Here is a 17,787-nt window from a genome sequence, read left to right on the forward strand (position 1 = left end):
GGGTACGGGTCGGGAGCGGCGTCCGGTCACTATCTAAGCGCTTGGTCAGCTCTCTTGTCACGAGGTCGCGGCCGCGCCGGCACCCTCGTGAACCGATCGGTTTCCCCTCTTGCCGGGCGCGGTAACCTCGCCTTATGACGACAACGGACCAGGTGTCCCCCCGGGACCGGCTGCTCGACGCGGCGGCTCAGCTCGTCTACCGCGACGGCGTCTCCGTGGGCGTCGAGGCGCTCTGCCGCGCGGCGGGCGTCTCGAAGAGGTCGATGTACCAGCTCTTCGGGAGCAAGGACGAGATGCTGGCCGCCAGCCTCCAGCGGCGCCTGCCCTGGTACGACGAACGGTTCACGCCGGCCGATCCGGCGGCGCGGACGCCGCGCGAGCGGATCCTGTACGCCTTCGAGCGCCTGGAGCTGGCCTCCACCGAACCCGAGTACCACGGCTGCCCGTACCTGGCCGTGCTGGTCGAGCTGAAGGACCCCGGGCATCCGGCGAGCCAGGTCGCCCGCGGGGCCAAGGAGCGCCTGGCCGGCGTCTTCCGCACGCAGGGCGAACTGGGCGGCGCCCGTGATCCGGAACTGCTCGCCCGCCAGCTCATGCTGGTCTTCGACGGCGCCAGCGCCCGTTCGGGCGCCCGGGTGGAACGCCTCGACGACGGACTCGCCACGGCGACGGCGACGGCCCTCCTGGACGCGGCGGGCATGAAGTAGCCGTCACCGCCCGACGCGGCCGTCGCCGTGCGCTGCCGTCACACCGCCCGAGGCAGCCGTCACCGTCCGAGGTGGCCCTCAGACCGCCCGACGCGGCCGTCACCGTGCGAGGTAGCCGTCACACCGCCCGACGCGGCCGTCACCGTGCGAGGTAGCCGTCACACCGCCCGACGCGGCCATCACCGTCCGAGGTAGCCGTCACACCGTACGACGCGGCCGCCATCGCCCGAGGCAACCGTCGTCACCCCCGGACGGACCACCCCAGCACGCCGCCCCGCCCTCCGCCCGCTGCAATGGACTCGTGACCGCGCCCCCGGACGACTGCCTCGCGCGCAACGAGTGGATCTGCGGGGCCTACCTCACCACCCGCCGCCACATCCTGCTCGACGCGGTCGTCCAGCACCTCCAGCTGACGGTGGCGTCCGTCCTCATCGGGCTCGCCGTCGCCCTGCCGCTGGCGGTGCTGGCCCGCCGCTGGGGCTGGGCCGCCGGACCCGTGCTCGGAGTGACGACGATCCTCTACACCGTCCCCTCGCTGGCGATGTTCTCCCTGCTCCTGCCCGTCTACGGCCTCTCCGCGACCCTGGTCGTCGCCGGACTGGTGCTCTACTCGCTCACCCTGCTCGTGCGGAACATCCTGGCCGGACTCCGCGCGGTCCCGCAGGAGACGCGGCAGGCCGCGCGCGGCCTCGGCTACGGCCCGGTACGACTGCTGCTCACCGTCGAACTGCCCCTCGCGCTGCCCGCCGCCATGGCCGGTCTGCGTGTCGCCACCGTCTCGGCCGTCTCACTGGTGACCGTCGGCGCGATCGTCGGCTTCGGCGGTCTGGGGAACCTGATCTACGCCGGCATGAACACCTACTTCAAGGCCCAGGTGCTCACCGCGTCCGTGCTGTGCGTGCTGATCGCCGTCGTCGCCGACCTGCTTCTGCTGGGTGTGCAGCGGCTGGTCACCCCCTGGACCAGGGCGGCCCGGACATGAGCGTCCTCGCCGCCGCCTGGGACTGGCTCACCGACCCCGCGCACTGGACGGGCGACGACGGCATCGGCAACCGGCTGCTCCAGCACCTCGTGCTGACCGTCGTCTGCCTGGCCGTCAGCTGCCTGATCGCGCTGCCCGTCGCCCTGGTCCTCGGACACCTCGGCAGGGGCGGCGCGCTCGCCGTCAACATCTCCAACGCGGGCCGGGCCGTCCCCACCTTCGCGGTGCTGGTCCTGCTCCTGCTGACCCCGGTCGGGAAGTGGGGCGAGGGCCCCACGGTGGTGGCCCTGGTGCTGTTCGCCGTACCGCCGCTGCTCACCAACGCCTACGTCGGCATGCGCGAGGTGGACCGGAGCGTCGTGCGGGCGGCGCGCGGGATGGGGATGACCGGAGGGCAGACGCTGCTGCGCGTCGAGCTGCCGCTCGCGTCCCCGCTGATCCTCAACGGGGTGCGGATCGCGGCCGTCCAGCTGGTGGCGACCGCCACCATCGCCGCGCTCGCGGGCGGCGGCGGCCTCGGCCGGATCATCACGGCGGGCTTCAACCTCGCCAGCACGCCCCAGGTGGTCGCGGGCGCCCTCCTCGTCGCCGCCTTCGCCCTCGTCGTCGAGGCCGTCTTCGAGATCGCCCAGCGCCTGGCACCGGCCTGGGCGAGGACCGGCCGATGAGAAGCGCCGCGACGGCCAAGGCACCGGCCCGGGCGAGGACCGGCCGATGAGAAGCCGCGCGACGGCGAAGGTACCGGCCGTCAGGGCCAGGGCCAGGGCCTCGGCGGCCAGGGCATCGGCGGTCAGTGCCCCGGCACCGGCCGTCCGAGCCACCGCACCGGCCGTCCGCGCCACGAGATCACCCCTCCCGGCCACGGGATCACCCCTCCCGGCCACGGGATCACCCCTCCGGACCACGGGATCACCCCTCCGGGCCGCGGCCCTCACCGCAGCCGCGCTCGCGGTCCTCGTCCTCGTCGCCGCCTGCGCCGGCGGGCCCTCCCTGGAGAACCGGGGCGCGGTCACCGCGACGCCCGGCGACAGCCACCACCTGACCGTCGGCTCGGCCGGGTTCACCGAGAGCGACCTGCTCGCCCAGCTGTACGCGCGGCTGCTGGACCAGGCCGGCTACCGGACGTCCATGCTCACGGTCGCCAACCGGGAACTGTACGAACCGGCCCTGGAGTCCGGCCAGATCGACGTCGTGCCCGAGTACGCGGCCACCTTCGCCGACTGGCTGAACGCCAAGGAACACGGCGCCGGCGCGCCCCCGGCCGGATCGCCCGACCTCGCCGCCACGATGAAGGCCCTGCGGCGCCTCACCGCCCCCCGCGGGCTCGTGGTGCTGCCGCCCGGGCGGGCCGTGGACCAGAACGCCTTCGCGGTCAGCGCCGCCTACGCCCGCCGGCACCACCTGAAGACCCTCAGCGACCTCGGCGCCTCCGGGCTGAAGGTACGGCTGGCCGCGGGCGACGAGTGCGTGCAGCGGCCGTACTGCGCGCCGGGCCTGAGGAAGGTGTACGGCATCGACATCACGGCCGTCGACCCGAAGGGAGTCGGCACCACCCCGGCCAAGCGGGCCGTGCAGGACGGCCGCGACCAGATGGTCCTGACCACGACCACGGACGCCACCCTCGACGCGTTCGGCCTCGTCCTGCTCGCCGACGACAAGCACCTCCAGAACGCCGACTACGTCGTCCCGGTCGTCAACCGGTCCCGCGCCGGCAGCGCGCGGGTCGCGAAGGCGCTGGGCAGGCTCAACGACGTGCTGACCACCGCCGATCTGGCGGACATGAACCGTCAGGTCGACAGCTGGCGCCGCCTCCCCGCCGACGTCGCGCGGACGTATCTGAAGGACAAGGGCCTGCTGAAATGACGGGCCCCGGGGGAACCGGCGGCCGGGCGGCGCGGTGCCTCAGGCGTCCGCCACCGAGTCGAACGGCACCTGCCCCCGGGCGACGCCCCGCGCGTCCGCGTCCACCGAGCGGCGCAGCGCCTCGTGCAGCTTCGCGGGGGTGAGGACGCCCAGGAAACGGGGGCCGTCCAGCACCGCGACCCACCCGGCGTCGTGCTGCAGCATCATCCCGAACGCCTGCTTCAGCGGCGTCCCGACCGGCACCCACGCCGTCATCCGATGGGCGAGACCGCCCACCGTGCCGCCCGCCGCCAGCTCGTCGATGCCCACCCAGCCGTGCAGGCCACCGCGCGCGTCGAGGACGACCGCCCACCGCGCGCCCTCGGCCCGCAGCCGCCCCGCGGCACGCTCGGCGGGCTCGTCCAGGCGGGCCACCGGGGGCTGCTCCAGGTCGTCCGGCTCGATCTCCGTGACGGACAGCCGCTTCAGCCCCCGGTCGGCGCCCACGAACGAGGCGACGTACGGTGTCGCGGGCCTGCCGAGCACCGCCCCGGGCGTGTCGAACTGCTCGATACGGCCCTGTCCGTACACCGCGATGCGGTCACCGAGCCGTACGGCCTCCTCGATGTCGTGCGTGACCAGCAGGACCGTCTTGCGCACCGCCGCCTGCATCCGCAGGAACTCGTCCTGCAACTGCTCCCGCACCACGGGATCGACCGCGCCGAACGGCTCGTCCATCAGCAGCACCGGGGGATCGGCGGCGAGCGCGCGTGCCACGCCCACCCGCTGCCGCTGGCCGCCCGAGAGCTGCTCCGGGTAGCGCGGCCCGTACGTCTTCGGGTCGAGCCCGACCAGGTCGAGCAGCTCGGCCGCCCGTGCCCGGGCTCTCGCCCGCTTCCAGCCCAGCAGCGCGGGCACCGTGGCCGTGTTGTCCAGGACCGTGCGGTGCGGGAAGAGGCCCACCTGCTGGATGACGTACCCGATGCGCCGGCGCAGCCGTACCGGGTCGACCCGGGCGACGTCCTCACCGTCCACGAAGACGTGGCCCGAGCTGGGTTCGATGAGCCGGTTCACCATCATCATCGTCGTCGTCTTGCCGCAGCCGGAGGGGCCGACCAGGGTGACGAGTTCGCCCTCGGACACCTCGAAGGAGAGGCCGTCGACGGCCGTCGTACCGTCCGGATACCGCTTGGTGACCTGATCGAACCGGATCATCCCCTCACGCTAGCCGGGACCCCGGCCGCCCGCCCGGCCCCGCCGACCGAAGGGATGAGGACGGAGGTGTCAGCCGAGCAGGACGACCTCCAGCGTGCGGGGTCCGTGGACCCCCTCCACCCGGTCCAGCTCGATGTCACTGGTGGCCGACGGGCCGGAGATCCAGGTCAACGGCCGGGTGGGGGAGAGGCGTTCGAGGGCCTGCGGTACGGAGGCCACGACCTGGGACGGGACGCGGACGACACAGATGTGGTGATCGGGTACGAGCGTGATCCGGCGCCGGCCCTGACCGGGACCGCCGTCGAGGACGAGCGTGCCGGTCTCCGCGACCGCGACCGCGCAGCCGGTCACCACGCTGTCCACGGCGTCCAGCTCGTGCGCGGTGCTCGCGGCGAGGTCGGGGACCCGTGCGGCGCCGGCGGCGGACAGCCAACGCGGCGGCAGCCCGTCCGGTGCGAGCACGGTCCGCGCCCCGCGCTCGTCCAGCAGCCGCGCGATCAGCCCCGGCAGTTCGTCCTCTTCCGCGCGGTGCACGAGCGCGCGGTAGTCGGCGAGGTTCCGGGCCAGGAGGTCCACGGTCTCCGTGGTGCCGCGCTCGCCGTGCTCCCGCAGGTACGCGCGGGGGACGGCGAGTTCGTACGGACTGGGCTCCGCCGGCCGCCCGGGCACCGGGGCGGTCCCGTCCCCGGGGACGTCCGCCAGCGCGCGCCGGATCCGGCCCAGGATCCTTTCCCTGCCGCTCACTTCGCGCCGTCCTTCCCGCCGTGCGTCCGCTGCCACCAGTCCCGGAACGGCTCCACCGGTACGGCCGGCAGGTCCCGGCTCGCGCTCCACGCCCGGCCGGGGCCCGGCAGGGTGCGCGGATGCAGCCGGCGGGTGCGGGAGGCCAGCCGCTGTCCGGCGCGCAGCGCACCCGGGCGGGCGAACGCCCAGCCCGCCGCGCGCATCGCCGCCCGCTCGGCCGCGTGCCCCCTGGCAGGCCTCAGGACGACCCGGTTGCCGCCGCGCACGACCGGTCCCCCCTCCACCACCCGCTCCCGCAGCCGGACCAGTACCTCGGGGATGTCGATGGCGACCGGGCACACCTCGTAGCAGGCCCCGCACAGCGAGGACGCGTACGGCAGCGAGGCGTCGATCTCGCTTTGCGTGCCGCGCAGTTGGGGGCTGAGGATGGCGCCGATCGGTCCCGGATAGACCGAGCCGTAGGCATGGCCGCCCGCGCGCTCGTACACCGGGCACACGTTCAGGCAGGCCGAGCAGCGGATGCAGCGCAGCGCCTGGCGGCCGACCTCGTCGGCGAGGGTGTCGGTGCGGCCGTTGTCGAGCAGGACCAGGTGGAAGGCGCGCGGCCCGTCGCCGTCCGCGGTGCCCGTCCACATGCTGGTGTACGGGTTCATGCGTTCGGCCGTGGAGGAGCGGGGGAGCGTCTGGAGGAAGACCTCCAGGTCCCGCCAGGTGGGCACGGTCTTCTCGATGCCGACCACCGAGATCAGCGTCTCCGGCAGGGTCAGGCACATCCGGCCGTTGCCCTCGGACTCCACGACCACCAACGTGCCCGTCTCCGCGACCATGAAGTTGGCGCCGGAGACACCGACCTTGGCCCGCAGGAACTTCTCCCGCAGATGCAGGCGGGCGGCCTCGGCCAGTTCGGCCGGTGTGTCGGTCAGGTCCGCCGGGGCCGGCCGGCCCCAGACACCCATCTCGGCGCGGAAGATGTCCCGGATCTCGCCCCGGTTGCGGTGGATGGCCGGAACCAGGATGTGCGAGGGGCGGTCCTTGCCCAACTGGACGATCAGCTCGGCGAGATCGGTCTCGTAGGCGTGGATGCCCGCTTCCAGCAGGGCCTCGTTGAGCCCGATCTCCTGTGTGGCCATCGACTTGACCTTGACGACCTCCGACTCCCCGGTCTCCTGGACCAGCCGCGTCACGATCCGGTTCGCCTCGTCGGCGTCCGCCGCCCAGTGGACCGTGCCGCCCGCCGCGGTCACCGATTCCTCCAACCGCACGAGATAGCGGTCGAGATGGCGGAGCGTGTGGTCCTTGATCCGGCGGCCCGCCTCCCGCAGCTCGGCCCAGTCGGACAGCTCGGCGACCGCCCTGGCCCGCTTCGCCCGGATGGTGTGCGTGGCGTGCCGCAGGTTGCCGCGCAGGGTCTCGTCCCGCACGGCCTCGCGCGCGGCCTCCGGGAAGGACGGCATCCCCAGATACGTTCCGCTCATACGGCCGGCTCCTCCTCCGTGCTCGCCAGGATCTCCGCGATGTGCACCGGCCGCAGGTCCGTGCGCAGCCGGGTCATGGTGCCGCCGAGGTGCATCAGACACGAGTTGTCGCCCGCGCACAGCACCTCCGCGCCGGTCGACTCGGCGTTGCGTACCTTGTCCGTGCCCATCGCCGCCGAGACGTCGGGATTCTTCACGGCGAAGGTCCCGCCGAAACCGCAGCACTCCTCGGCACCCGGCAGCTCCGCCAGCTCCAGCCCCTTCACCGCCCGGAGCAGCCGCAGCGGCCGGTCCCCGAGCCCGAGGGCGCGCAGCCCGTGGCAGGTCGGGTGGTACGTCACCCGGTGCGGGTAGTACGCCCCGACGTCCGTCACCCCGAGCACGTCGACCAGGAACTCCGTCAGCTCGTAGGTCCTCGCCGCCACCGGCGCCAGGCCGGCCGCGAGCGCGTCCCCGCGCCCCTCCGCCCGGGCCCGCTCGCCCAGGCGCGGGTACAGCTCCCGCACCATCGCCGCGCAGGATCCGGACGGGGTCACGATCGCCTCGTACTCCCCGAAGACCTCACGGAAGTGCCGGGCCAGGGGCTCCGCGCCGTGCCGGTAGCCGGTGTTGTAGTGGGCCTGGCCGCAACAGGTCTGGGCCAGGGGGAAGTCGACGTCGACACCCAGTCTGGTCAGCAGTCTCACCACGGCGCGGCCCGTGTCCGGATAGAGCGTGTCGTTGACACAGGTCAGGAACAGGGCGACACGCATCTCGGCTCCTCGGCGTCGGTCGTCGGCACCGGCGGGGTCGTCCGCGCGGGGGTGCCGGCGTCGGTGGCGGGCATCGGTCGCCGGCATCGGCAGTCCGTGCGGGGCGTGCGCGCCGGTCGTGGGCAGTCGTCGTGGGCATCGGTCATGGACGTCGGTCGTCCGCGGGGGCCGCCGGACGAGAGCAGGGTAGTGCGCCGGGCCGTGGATCACGAGGCTCCGGCTCCGCGGCGGGGTGCGTGAGGGGGCTCTGTCTCCCGGAAGGCGTGGCAGGCGTGCCCGGCGTGACAGGCAGGGCAAGGCAACGCAGGGCAAGGCAACGCAGGGCAAGGCAACGCAGGGCAAGGCAACGCAGGGCAAGGCAACGCAGGGCAAGGCAACGCAGGGCAAGGCGGGGCGGGGGCGGATGCTCCGGGTGCCGGGTGCCGGGTGCCGGGTGCCGGGTGCCGGGTGCCGGGGATCGCGGGAGGGCCGCGGGTCCACCCGTGCGGGACGCCGGCAAGCCGTACCGTGCCGCGGGTCCACCCGTGCGGGACGCCGGCAAGCCGTACCGTGCCGCGGGTCCGCCTGTCCCGGGACGCCGACTGTGCCGCGCCGCGGCATGTGCTGAACTGGGACGCGTCCGATCCCGCCCGTCCCAGGAGACCCGTTGAGCCTCACCTACCGTCAGCCCGGTGTCGTCCTCACCGACCGGCACTTCACGGTGCCCCTCGACCACGCCGACCCCGGCGGTGAGACCGTCGAGCTGTACGCCCGTGAGGCCGTCGCGAGTGACAAGGCCGGGCAGGACCTGCCCTGGCTGGTGTACCTCCAGGGCGGCCCCGGCTTCGGGGCGAATCGTTTCAGCGGACGGCAGTCCTGGCTCGACCGCGCCCTCGACGAATACCGTGTCCTCCTCCTGGACCAGCGCGGCACGGGCCGCTCCACGCCCGCCACCCGGCAGACGCTGCCCCTGCGCGGCGGCCCCGCCGAACAGGCCGCCTACCTCGGCCACTTCCGCGCCGACTCCATCGTCCGGGACTGCGAGGCGATCCGCCCGGCGGTGACCGGCGGCGCCCCCTGGACCGTGCTCGGCCAGAGCTTCGGCGGCTTCTGCGCGGTGTCGTACCTCTCCGTGGCCCCGGAGGGCCTCGACACCGTGCTGATCACCGGCGGTCTGCCCTCCCTCGACGCCCACGCCGACGACGTCTACCGGGCCGCCTACCCGCGGGTCGAACGCAAGGTCGCCGCGCACTACGCCCGCTACCCGCAGGACGTCGAACGCGCCCGCCGCATCGCCGACCATCTCCTCGCCCATGACATCGTCCTGCCGAACGGCTACCGCTTCACCGCGGAGGCCTTCCAGTCCCTCGGCCTGATGCTCGGCACGGGCGACGGCAGCCACCGCCTGCACTACCTGCTGGAGAACGCGTTCGTCCGCACGCCCGGCGGCCCGGAGCTGTCCGACGCCTTCCAGGAGGAGGTGCAGAACCTCCTGTCGTACGCCGGCCACCCGCTCTACGCCCTCGTCCACGAGACGATCTACGGCCAGGACAGCCGCCCCACCGACTGGGCCGCGGAACGGGTGCGCGCCGAGTTCCCGCAGTTCGACGCGGCCAAGTCGCTGGCCGGTGACGCCCCGGTGCTCTTCACCGGCGAGACCGTCCACCCCTGGATGTTCGACAACGACCCGGCCCTGCGTCCGCTGCGCGAGACCGCCGGCCTGCTCGCCGCCCGCACCGACTGGCAGCCCTTGTACGACCCCGCGCGCCTCGCCGCCAACGAGGTGCCGGTCGCCGCGGCCGTCTACCACGACGACATGTACGTCGACACCGGCCACTCCCTGCGGACCGCGCGCGCCGTCCGCGGCCTGCGCACCTGGGTGACCGACGAGTTCGAGCACGACGGTCTGCGCGCCGGGGCACCCCGCGTCCTCGACCGGCTCCTCGCCCTGGCACGCGACGAGGTGTGAGCCGCGCGGCGGTGTGAGGCGCCGGGAGTCGTGGGGCTGCGGACAGTGGGAGCCGCGGCCGGTGGGAGCGGCGGCTCGGGGCGCCGGCCCGCTGCGGGCTCGCCGCCGTCGGCCCGTTTACCCGACAGTAGGGTGGGGTCATGACGGAACAGACATTCGAAAGCTCGGGGCTCCGGGGTGACTGCGCCCAGTGCTTCGGACTGTGCTGCGTCGCCCTGCCGTTCGCCGCCTCCGCCGACTTCGCCGCCGACAAGCCCGCCGGCAGGCCCTGCGGGAACCTGCGGACCGACAACCGCTGCGGCATCCACGCCGACCTGCGCGCGAAGGGCTTCACCGGCTGCACGGTGTACGACTGCTTCGGCGCCGGACAGAAGGTCTCGAACGTCACCTTCGGCGGACAGGACTGGCGTACGGGCCCGGGTGAGCGCGCCCGTCGGATGTTCGACGTGTTCCCGGTCGTACGGCAACTCCACGAACTCCTCTGGTATCTGACGGAGGCTCTCGGACTCGACGCCGCCCGCTCTGTCCACCCCGGTCTGCGCGAGGCGCTGGAGCGGACCGAGCGGCTCACCCTCGGTACCCCCGCGGAACTGGCCGCGCTGGACGTGGCCGCCCACCGTCAGGAGGTCAACGTCCTGCTGCTGCGCACCAGCGAACTCGTGCGCGCGGCGGCCGCGGACAGCGCCCGGCGCGGGAGCGACGCCGGACGCGGCACGGGGGCGAAGGGCAGCGCCCGGGGCGGCGCGAAGGGTGGCGGCAACGGAAGGGGCGGCGGGAAGGCGAAGGGCAAGGACCGGCGCGGCGCCGATCTGGTGGGTGCCCGTCTCCGGGGCGCCGATCTGCGCGGGGCCACTCTGCGCGGCGCCTGCCTCATCGCCGCCGACCTCACCGGCGCCGACCTGCGCGACGCGGACATGATCGGCGCCGATCTGCGTGACGCCGACCTGACCGACGCGGACCTCACCGGTGCCTTCTTCCTCACCCAGCCGCAGGTGAACGCGGCGCGCGGCAGCGCCGGCACCCGGCTGCCCGGGTCACTCACCCGCCCCGTGCACTGGACAGCGCGCGGCTGATCCGGAACCCGGCTCCGAGTCGCCGTCCGCACCGCGCCCCGCCCCGTCCTCCGGTACGACGGCAGACGCGGACGCGGACGCAGACGCAGAGGCGGACGCAGACGCGGCCGAGGGCGCCGGCGCGGGGCACCGGTCCAGGCCCAGCCGCAGTCCCTCCGGCATCACCGTCAGGCGCTCGGTGACCCGGAGCCGGTAGCCGGGGTCGGGCCGCAGTTCGTAGCGGCGCAGCAGCAGACCGAGCACGAGCGTCGCCTCGTGCAGCGCGAACTGGCGCCCGATGCAGGCCCGAGCGCCGGTGCCGAACGGCTTGAAGGTGTGCGGGGCGCGGCCCCGCACGGCCTTGGCGTCGAACCGGTCCGGGTCGAAGCGCTCGGCGTCCTCACCCCACACCTCCGGGTCGCGGTGCAGCAGCGGCAGCAGCACCAGCGCCCACGCGCCCCGGCGCATCGGGTGCTCCCCGGCCAGCACCGTGTCCTGCAGGGCCTCCCTGGCGTAGGCCGGCGCGGTCGGCCACAGCCGCAGCGACTCGTCCAGCACCCGGCGCAGATAGCGCAGCTTGGCGACCTGGTCGTAGCCCGGTGCCGGGGTGTCGCCCCAGACGCGGTCCACCTCGGCGCGGGCGCGGGCGGCGATCTCGGGGTGCCGGGCGAGGTAGTACAGGGCGAAGGAGAGCGCGCCCGAGGTGGTCTCGTGCCCTGCCACCAGGAACGTGATCACCTGCTTGCGGACGTTCTCCGCCGACAGCCGCTCGCCGGTGCCGGGGTGGGACGTCCGCAGCATGCGGTCGAGCAGGTCGCCGGAGCCGCCGCCGTCGCGGTGCCGCGCGGCCACGAGGCCGTCGACCGTGCGGTTGAGGAAGGCGATGTGGGCCTCGTTGCGCCGGTTGGCACCGCGCAGCAGCAGCGGGGCCAGCGGCCCGGGCACGCTGTTGCGGCGCTGGGCATGGGTGAGCGTGCCGATCATCGCCGTCACGAAGGGGTGCGGGCGGTCGCGCTCGAAGGACCCGAAGTCGTGCCCGAACCCGGTCCGGGAGATCGTCTCCAGGGTCAGCTTGGTCATGTCCCCGGGCACGTCCACCGTACGCCCGGCGGCCAGTTCGGCGTCCCAGTGACCGGTCAGGCGCGCGGCGACGTCCAGCATCATGCCGTGGTACGTCTCCATGGCCTCCCGGCTGAACCCGGGCGCGAGGACGTCGTGGGCGAGCTGCCAGTTGGGCTCGTGGTTGTACGCCGTGAACAGCCCGTCCCCGACGACCGGCCGCAGGTTGGCGACCCCGAGTCCCACGTGCTTGGCGAACCGGGACTCGTCGGCGAGGTCGGCGGCGTACCGCGCGCCCCACACGAAGACGAACTCCTTGCCGAACGCCCGGCGCCGGAAGACCGGGCCCAGCTCGCGGCCGAGGCGCATCGAGTCCTGCAGCGGGGTGCGCCGGTCGACACCCACCACGTCGCCGAGCAGCGGCAGCCGGTGCGCGGGGCGCGGGATGCGGCGCAGCTCCGGCCATCCGTGCTCGGCGTCGCGGAACCCCTTCGGCAGCCGGCCCCCCGCCTGCCCCGGCCTCCCGGGCCGTTCCCGCCCGCCCGGTTCCCCCGTCGTCTCCGTCGTCTCCGCCATGACGTGATCTCCCTTGATCCAGCGGGCGGTTGAGCGTGTGCGCACACGTGTTGTACGTGGGTTCAATAGCAGCGTTCAGTCTGGGCCGCTTGTTGAACCGGCGTCAAGTAAGCTGGCGGCATGCCCGCGAACCAGGGGGAACGCGCCCGGCGCAGACTCAGCACCGAGGAGCGCCGCGAGCAGCTGCTGACGGTCGGCGCGAGGCTGTTCTCGGAGAGCCCGTACGACGACGTGCGGATCGAGCGGGTCGCCGGGATCGCGGGTGTCTCCCGGGGGCTGCTGTACCACTACTTCCCGAACAAGCGGGACTTCTTCGCGGCGGTCGTGGAGCGCGAGAGCGAGCGGATGCTGCGCATGACGGCCGGGGTGCCCGGTGTCCCGGTGCGCGAGCAGCTCACCGCCGGCCTCGACACCTACCTCGGGCACGCCCAGGCCCACGCCCACGGCTTCCGCGCCTTCCACCGTGCCGACGCGGCCGGGGACCTGGCCGTACGCCGCGTCTACCGGCGGGCCCTCGCCGCTCAGGAGCAGCAGATCCTGGCCGCGCTCGCGGCCGACCCCGAGTTCGGTCCCGCGCTGGGTGACGCCCCGCATCTGCGGCTGGCCGTGCGGGGCTGGCTCGCGTTCACCACCGCCGTCTGCCTGGAGTGGCTGCGCGACGGCGAACCGACCCGGGAACAGGTCCGGGACCTGTGCGCCCGGGCGCTGCTCGGCGTCCTCGGCTGACCGCTCCTTCGGGTGATCCTGCGCGAAGCGCTGTTGGCGTGCGCCCGGATCTTCGGTAAGTTAGGCAAGGCTTACCTAAGGAGAGTGCGGGATGGGTGACGGGATGGGTGACACGCGGGACTGGGCGGCCGGACCCGGTGCGGCGGAGCAGGCGCGGTCGGTGCTCGCCGCCGCGTGGTCGTGCGGGGTGTCCGCCGCCGGCGCCCGGGAGGACTTCGCCGGCGCGCTCACCGTGACGGAGGACGGCGGGGTGCTGCTGGAGGTGCCGCAGGACAGCGCGCTGCACGCCGCCGCGCTCTGCGCACCGCGCGGGGAGCCGTCGGCCGTGCTGGAGTTCGCCGACGCGGCCCCCGTGCCCGTGCGCAGCCGCATCCGCGCCCGGCTCTCGATGGCCGGGTGGTTCACCCCGGGCGACGGTCCGCTGCACTTCAGGCCCACCCGCGTGGTGCTGCGCCGGAGTTCCGGCGCCGTGCTCGTCGACCTCGACGAGTTCGCCGCCGCCCGGCCCGACCCGCTCGCCGGCGCCGAGGCCCACCTGCTCACCCATCTCGCGGGCGCCCACCCCGACGCCGTGGAGCGGCTCACCCGGCTGGTGCGGCCCGAGAGCCTGCACGCCGCGACCCGCGTGGTCCCCCTCGCGGTGGACCGCCACGGTCTCACCCTGCGCATCGAACGCACCCGCGCCCACGGCGACGTACGCCTGCCGTTCCACGCGCCCGCCGACGACGTCACCCAGCTCACCGAGCGCATGCACGCCCTGCTCACCCAGGCGAGCGCCGCGTCCTGCCCCCGGGCACTGCAGTGGCAGCGCGCGGACGGCGAGGGCTGAGGCGGACGTCAGGGGCGGGGCGGACGTCAGGGGCGGGGCGGCCGGGGTGAACGGCCCGCCGGATCCGCGTGGTTCACCCGGGCGGCCGCGGCGCACCTGGGGTGGCTACGGCGTCCTCAGGGTGTGCGCGGTGAACCCGGGCGCGCGAGTGGCGGCACCGGGACACGCGTCCGGCTGCACCGGGGCGGCCGCACCCCTCACAGCGGCAGCGCGCAGACGGCGACGGGTGCCGCGAACGGCTCCCCGGCCAGGCGCAGTCCGCCGGTCGCCGCGTGCACATGGAAGACGCTGACCGAGCTCGACCGCTGGTTCGCCGTGAACAGCAGCCGTCCGTCCGGGGAGAGGGCGAGCTGCCGCGGGAAGTCGCCGGCCACCGCCACCGTGCCGAGGAGCCGCAGCCGCGCCCCGCCCGCCTCGACGGCGTACCGCGCGACGCTGTCGTGACCGCGGTTGGCCAGGAAGGCGTACGCGCCGTCCGCCGTCACCGCGAACTGCGCCGGATAGTTGGTACCCGACCCCGACCCCGACCCCGACCCCGACCCCGACCCCGACCTCGCCCCCGACCCTGATCCCGACCCCGACCCGGCCGTCGACCCCGGGGCCGTGTCCGAGCCGGTGGACTGAGGGGCGCCGATCGTCAGACGGCCGGTCGTGGCGTCGTAGGCGCACACCGCGACCGTGTCGTCGACCTCGTTGGCCAGGTAGGCGTACCGGCCGTTCGGGTGGAAGGTGAGGTGGCGCGGCCCCGCCCCGGGCCGGGTGTGCGCCTGGCCCACTTCGGTGAGGGCGCCCTTCGCCGTGTCGAGGCGGTACGTGTACACCGTGTCGGTGCCCAGGTCGACCGCGAGGACGTGACCGCCGTCCGGGCCGGTGAGGATCTGGTGCGCGTGCGGACCCCGCCGGCCGGGGCCCGGTGCCGGGGCGGTGTGCGTGACGAGGGCGGTGCGCTCGCCCAGCGCGCCCGAGGTGTCGATGGGGTGCACGGCGACGCTGCCCGACCCGTAGTTCGCGCTCAGCAGCCAGCGCCCGCCGGGATGCACCGACAGATGGCACGGGGCCGCCCCGCCGGTGCTCCGGCCGCCCAGGATCCGTCCGTCGGCGAGGCGTACGGCGGTCACCTCCCCGTCGTCGCGCTCGTCGACCGCGTACAGCGTGCGGCCGTCCGGGTGCCGCACGAGGTAGGAGGGGTCGGCGAGCCGGGCGAGCGTGCCCACCGCGCTGATCCGTCCGGTCACGGGGTCGTACGACGCCCGGCCGACGCCCGCGCCGCCGCCGTCGGCGGAGGTGTAGGTGCCGAGGAGGAGGGGGCGCGGCCGGCCGGGGGAGCGGGGCAGCCGGGCGGAGGACCGCGCGCCACCGGACGGCGGCACGCCCGCACCGCCCGGCGGGTCGGCCGCACCGGGCCCGGGTGTGCCCGCGCCGCCCGCCGGACGGGCCGTGCCGGCCGGCGGGTACGCCGGTGCCGGCACGGTCGCGACGGCCGCCAGGCCCGCCACCGCACCCGCGAACCGGCGTCTGCTCCAGCCTCCGCCCGGCGACCGGTCAGGTCCGCCCCGTCGCTCCGGCCGTGCCTCGTCCATGCCGTACCCCAGGTCGTCGGTTGCCTCGGTCAGGACTGCCACCCTGGCGTGCACCCGGGGCGGAACGCAAAAACGCCCGGCGGCGTTGCGCGGAACGCAACGGGCCCCCTGTCGGGGGACCCTGACGCGCACGCCCCGACACCCCGGTCCCGACCCGCGCGGCCGTACCGATACCAAGCCGCCCCCTAGGGGGACCGCTCGTCGAACCCGGAGCCCTCCCGACCGGATTCGTCCTGGACCCCGATGCGTTCGCGCAGCCGCTGGAGCCAGGGCAGCTTGGCGCGCTGGCCGCGGGAGACCCGGTCCAGCTCCTCCAGCAGGCGGCTGGTGCGATGCTCGGTGTCGAGTTCGTCGATGATCCGGTCCACCTCGGTCAGCACCGCGCCCAGCAGCTGCCAGTGCTCCCCGTTCCGGTGGATCTCCTCCCTGAGGAGTTCGGCCAGCCGGTCGCGGGTGCCGGCGGCGGTGTGCAGCTCGGCGGTGAGCCGGGCCTCGGCGGACTCGGCGTTCTCGACGAGGTGCGTGGTCACCAGCACCGCGAAGCTGACCACCGCGTCCGCGATCTCGGACAGCAACTGCTCCACGACGGCCCCGGCCTCCGCCGGGAACAGCCGCTCCGGGCCGCGTGCCTTCGCCAGGTCCGTGAACGTACGGGCGAGCACCCGCAGGACCACCGTGCAGATCTCCAGGGTGTCCAGGCCGGTGCGCAGCACCACCCGGTGCAGCAGGCCCTCCCTGACCCGGGGATTGAGCCGCAGGCTGTCCTCGGCCTGCCGCAGCGCCGCGTCCACCTGGATGATGTCGTGGTCCAGTTTGCGCGCCTCGTGCAGCCGTTCGGCCGCGAGCTGCCAGGGGACACGCTCGGCGGCCTCCTCACCCATCCGCAGCATGAACTGCCGCAGCCGGCGCGCCAGGTCCTCGATCGACCGGCCGGCCTCGTCCACCCAGACCGGCGGTGGCAGCAGCAGATTGCAGGCCATCCCGACGATCGCGCCGATCAGCGTCTCCACGATCCGCGCCCAGGCCGTGAATCCCACGGTGGTCACGCCGAGCACCAGCATGGCGCTGATCGCGACCTCGGCCACGTACTCGTCGACCCGGACCAGGTGACCCACGGTCAGCGCGGCCACGATCAGCAGCGCCAGACTCCACCAGGTGAGCCCCACCAGCAGACTGAAGGCGATGGCGACCAGCACGCCGGCCACCACCGAGCCCACTCTGCGGACCCCGTTGGTGAGCGTGGCGTAGAAGGTCACCTGGACGACCAGCAGGGCGGTCAGGGGCGCGGTGAGCGGGGCCGGTTCCGGACTGAGGCGCAGCGCGATGACGTAGGCGACCGTCGCCGCGGCGGCCGACCGCAGCGTCTGTACGACCACAGGCTCCCCGCTGCGCTCCAGCAGGTGCCGCAGCCTCTCCGTCCACTTCTGTACGTCTGGCATCCCTTGGCCTGTTCCCGCTCCACGCCCCGGCCGAACGAGGCCGATCGAGGCCGAATCCGGGCGGACCCCGCAGAACGGGGTGACGGTCCCCGTCCGGGCCGCCCGCCGGGACGGCCCGTCAGACGTACAGCTTGTCGACGAAGGCGGCCAGGTTGCCGGTCGTGCGGGCGATCTGCTCGTCCACGGTCAGGCTCTCCTCGAAGCGGGTGCCCGACTCCAGCAGCTTCTTGCCGCGCACATAGAGGGAGCACGCCAGGTCGGTGCACATGTAGATGCCGACCGAGTTGCCCTCGCGGCCGGCGGGCCCCGCCTTGCGTGCCGTCATCAGGGACACCCCGCCACCGGGATGGGTCGTCAGGCACACCGAGCACATGCTGCGGTGCAGGAACCCGCGCTGCGAGGCGGGGAAGCGCAGGGTGACGCCGACGGGGCGGCCCTCCCGCTCGGTGACGAGATAGCTGCGGTCGGGGGCGCCCGGATCCCGCCAGCCGAGGAAGTCGAGGTCGTCCCAGGGGCGTTCGCCGAGATCGCGCGGCACCGCCAGCCGCTTGGCCTCGCCCTTGGAACAGTTGACGAACGAATCGCGGATGTCCTGCTCGGTGAGCGGCTTCATGAGGAGTCCTTCCGGGAGAGGCCCGCCGCCGTCGGTCCGGGGCGGAACCGAAAAGCTAGGGGTCCTAGGTCAATGGTGAGCTTACTTAGGCGGGAGAGGGTGGGCCAATGGTTTTGGACGGCGCCTCGCCGCAACTCCGTGCCCACCTCGTCGCACCCCTCGTGCCCGCCTCGTCGCACCCCTCGTGCCCGCCTCGCCGCACCCCTCGTGCCCGCCTCGTCGCACCCCTCGTACCCCGGACCCGGAGC

Annotated in this window: 16 protein-coding genes; 8 read left to right on the plus strand and 8 right to left on the minus strand. The window is 74.1% G+C overall.

What is annotated here, in order from left to right; genetic code table 11:
• The first annotated feature begins 134 nt into the window (after window positions 1-134).
• The 4 genes from ACIPRD_RS08485 (at window position 135) to ACIPRD_RS08500 (ending at window position 3,552) form a co-directional block, all read left to right on the plus strand.
• The gene (locus ACIPRD_RS08485) at window positions 135-707 is read left to right on the plus strand and encodes a TetR/AcrR family transcriptional regulator (protein ID WP_356409088.1); all 573 of its coding nucleotides are present in this window, start codon (window positions 135-137) and stop codon (window positions 705-707) included.
• A gap of 301 nt (window positions 708-1,008) precedes the next feature.
• Window positions 1,009-1,689 carry an ABC transporter permease gene (locus ACIPRD_RS08490; protein WP_401561240.1) on the plus strand — a complete coding sequence of 227 codons (681 nt, stop codon included), beginning with the start codon at window positions 1,009-1,011 and terminating at the stop codon, window positions 1,687-1,689.
• On the plus strand, window positions 1,686-2,357 hold the full coding sequence (locus ACIPRD_RS08495) for an ABC transporter permease (RefSeq protein WP_401561243.1): 672 nt from the start codon (window positions 1,686-1,688) through the stop codon (window positions 2,355-2,357). The genes ACIPRD_RS08490 and ACIPRD_RS08495 overlap by 4 nt, the downstream gene beginning before the upstream one ends.
• Before the next feature lie 46 nt (window positions 2,358-2,403).
• Window positions 2,404-3,552 carry an ABC transporter substrate-binding protein gene (locus tag ACIPRD_RS08500; protein WP_401561246.1) on the plus strand — a complete coding sequence of 383 codons (1,149 nt, stop codon included), beginning with the start codon at window positions 2,404-2,406 and terminating at the stop codon, window positions 3,550-3,552.
• Window positions 3,553-3,591: 39 nt separating this feature from the next.
• Here ACIPRD_RS08500 and ACIPRD_RS08505 read toward each other — a convergent pair whose 3' ends face one another.
• The 4 genes from ACIPRD_RS08505 to ACIPRD_RS08520 all read right to left on the minus strand — a co-directional run bounded on the left by ACIPRD_RS08505 (window position 3,592) and on the right by ACIPRD_RS08520 (window position 7,717).
• Window positions 3,592-4,746, minus strand: coding sequence for an ATP-binding cassette domain-containing protein (locus ACIPRD_RS08505; RefSeq protein ID WP_401561247.1), 1,155 nt, complete (start codon window positions 4,744-4,746; stop codon window positions 3,592-3,594).
• Window positions 4,747-4,815: 69 nt separating this feature from the next.
• The gene (locus ACIPRD_RS08510; protein ID WP_401561249.1) at window positions 4,816-5,490 is read right to left on the minus strand and encodes a lactate utilization protein C; all 675 of its coding nucleotides are present in this window, start codon (window positions 5,488-5,490) and stop codon (window positions 4,816-4,818) included.
• Window positions 5,487-6,965 carry a LutB/LldF family L-lactate oxidation iron-sulfur protein gene (locus ACIPRD_RS08515; protein WP_401561251.1) on the minus strand — a complete coding sequence of 493 codons (1,479 nt, stop codon included), beginning with the start codon at window positions 6,963-6,965 and terminating at the stop codon, window positions 5,487-5,489. The genes ACIPRD_RS08510 and ACIPRD_RS08515 overlap by 4 nt, the downstream gene beginning before the upstream one ends.
• Entirely contained in the window at window positions 6,962-7,717 is a 756-nt protein-coding gene (locus ACIPRD_RS08520; RefSeq protein WP_401561254.1) for a (Fe-S)-binding protein, read from the minus strand. The genes ACIPRD_RS08515 and ACIPRD_RS08520 overlap by 4 nt, the downstream gene beginning before the upstream one ends.
• 646 nt (window positions 7,718-8,363) lie before the next feature.
• Between ACIPRD_RS08520 and ACIPRD_RS08525 the strand changes: the two genes are divergently transcribed.
• Window positions 8,364-9,665 (plus strand): alpha/beta fold hydrolase, encoded by a 1,302-nt coding sequence (locus ACIPRD_RS08525; protein WP_401561257.1) that lies wholly within the window; start codon window positions 8,364-8,366, stop codon window positions 9,663-9,665.
• A 140-nt stretch (window positions 9,666-9,805) separates the two neighbouring features.
• Window positions 9,806-10,738, plus strand: coding sequence for a pentapeptide repeat-containing protein (locus ACIPRD_RS08530; RefSeq protein WP_401561260.1), 933 nt, complete (start codon window positions 9,806-9,808; stop codon window positions 10,736-10,738).
• Here the strand turns inward: ACIPRD_RS08530 and ACIPRD_RS08535 are convergent.
• Complete coding sequence (locus ACIPRD_RS08535) at window positions 10,700-12,352, minus strand: cytochrome P450 (RefSeq protein ID WP_401561262.1); 1,653 nt, start codon at window positions 12,350-12,352, stop codon at window positions 10,700-10,702. The two genes, ACIPRD_RS08530 and ACIPRD_RS08535, sit on opposite strands and share 39 nt — an antisense overlap.
• A gap of 120 nt (window positions 12,353-12,472) precedes the next feature.
• Between ACIPRD_RS08535 and ACIPRD_RS08540 the strand changes: the two genes are divergently transcribed.
• Together ACIPRD_RS08540 and ACIPRD_RS08545 are read left to right on the plus strand one after the other, a co-directional pair.
• A complete protein-coding gene (locus tag ACIPRD_RS08540) occupies window positions 12,473-13,078 on the plus strand; it encodes a TetR/AcrR family transcriptional regulator (RefSeq protein WP_401561264.1) in 606 nt (201 codons plus the stop codon).
• A gap of 103 nt (window positions 13,079-13,181) precedes the next feature.
• Window positions 13,182-13,907 (plus strand): DUF2470 domain-containing protein, encoded by a 726-nt coding sequence (locus ACIPRD_RS08545; RefSeq protein WP_401561899.1) that lies wholly within the window; start codon window positions 13,182-13,184, stop codon window positions 13,905-13,907.
• Between the two features lie 197 nt (window positions 13,908-14,104).
• Here the strand turns inward: ACIPRD_RS08545 and ACIPRD_RS08550 are convergent, their stop codons facing one another.
• The 3 genes from ACIPRD_RS08550 to ACIPRD_RS08560 all read right to left on the minus strand — a co-directional run bounded on the left by ACIPRD_RS08550 (window position 14,105) and on the right by ACIPRD_RS08560 (window position 17,539).
• On the minus strand, window positions 14,105-15,487 hold the full coding sequence (locus tag ACIPRD_RS08550; RefSeq protein WP_401561902.1) for a lactonase family protein: 1,383 nt from the start codon (window positions 15,485-15,487) through the stop codon (window positions 14,105-14,107).
• Window positions 15,488-15,672: 185 nt separating this feature from the next.
• Complete coding sequence (locus tag ACIPRD_RS08555) at window positions 15,673-16,926, minus strand: FUSC family protein (protein WP_356409050.1); 1,254 nt, start codon at window positions 16,924-16,926, stop codon at window positions 15,673-15,675.
• A 118-nt stretch (window positions 16,927-17,044) separates the two neighbouring features.
• Window positions 17,045-17,539 (minus strand): FBP domain-containing protein, encoded by a 495-nt coding sequence (locus ACIPRD_RS08560; protein ID WP_401561267.1) that lies wholly within the window; start codon window positions 17,537-17,539, stop codon window positions 17,045-17,047.
• Window positions 17,540-17,787 lie beyond the last annotated feature (248 nt).

Source organism: Streptomyces sp. NPDC090108, from assembly GCF_044747185.1.
Lineage (GTDB): Bacteria > Actinomycetota > Actinomycetes > Streptomycetales > Streptomycetaceae > Streptomyces.

Excerpts from the sequence above, each read along its gene's own strand:
- ACIPRD_RS08540 (WP_401561264.1), top strand. The coding sequence starts at position 12,473 with ATGCCCGCGAACCAGGGGGAACGCGCCCGGCGCAGACTCAGCACCGAG.
- ACIPRD_RS08515 (WP_401561251.1), bottom strand. The coding sequence starts at position 6,965 with ATGAGCGGAACGTATCTGGGGATGCCGTCCTTCCCGGAGGCCGCGCGC.
- ACIPRD_RS08560 (WP_401561267.1), bottom strand. The coding sequence starts at position 17,539 with ATGAAGCCGCTCACCGAGCAGGACATCCGCGATTCGTTCGTCAACTGT.
- ACIPRD_RS08495 (WP_401561243.1), top strand. The coding sequence starts at position 1,686 with ATGAGCGTCCTCGCCGCCGCCTGGGACTGGCTCACCGACCCCGCGCAC.
- ACIPRD_RS08550 (WP_401561902.1), bottom strand. The coding sequence starts at position 15,487 with ATGGACGAGGCACGGCCGGAGCGACGGGGCGGACCTGACCGGTCGCCG.
- ACIPRD_RS08555 (WP_356409050.1), bottom strand. The coding sequence starts at position 16,926 with ATGCCAGACGTACAGAAGTGGACGGAGAGGCTGCGGCACCTGCTGGAG.
- ACIPRD_RS08520 (WP_401561254.1), bottom strand. The coding sequence starts at position 7,717 with ATGCGTGTCGCCCTGTTCCTGACCTGTGTCAACGACACGCTCTATCCG.
- ACIPRD_RS08485 (WP_356409088.1), top strand. The coding sequence starts at position 135 with ATGACGACAACGGACCAGGTGTCCCCCCGGGACCGGCTGCTCGACGCG.
- ACIPRD_RS08530 (WP_401561260.1), top strand. The coding sequence starts at position 9,806 with ATGACGGAACAGACATTCGAAAGCTCGGGGCTCCGGGGTGACTGCGCC.
- ACIPRD_RS08505 (WP_401561247.1), bottom strand. The coding sequence starts at position 4,746 with ATGATCCGGTTCGATCAGGTCACCAAGCGGTATCCGGACGGTACGACG.
- ACIPRD_RS08545 (WP_401561899.1), top strand. The coding sequence starts at position 13,182 with ATGGGTGACACGCGGGACTGGGCGGCCGGACCCGGTGCGGCGGAGCAG.
- ACIPRD_RS08535 (WP_401561262.1), bottom strand. The coding sequence starts at position 12,352 with ATGGCGGAGACGACGGAGACGACGGGGGAACCGGGCGGGCGGGAACGG.
- ACIPRD_RS08500 (WP_401561246.1), top strand. The coding sequence starts at position 2,404 with ATGAGAAGCCGCGCGACGGCGAAGGTACCGGCCGTCAGGGCCAGGGCC.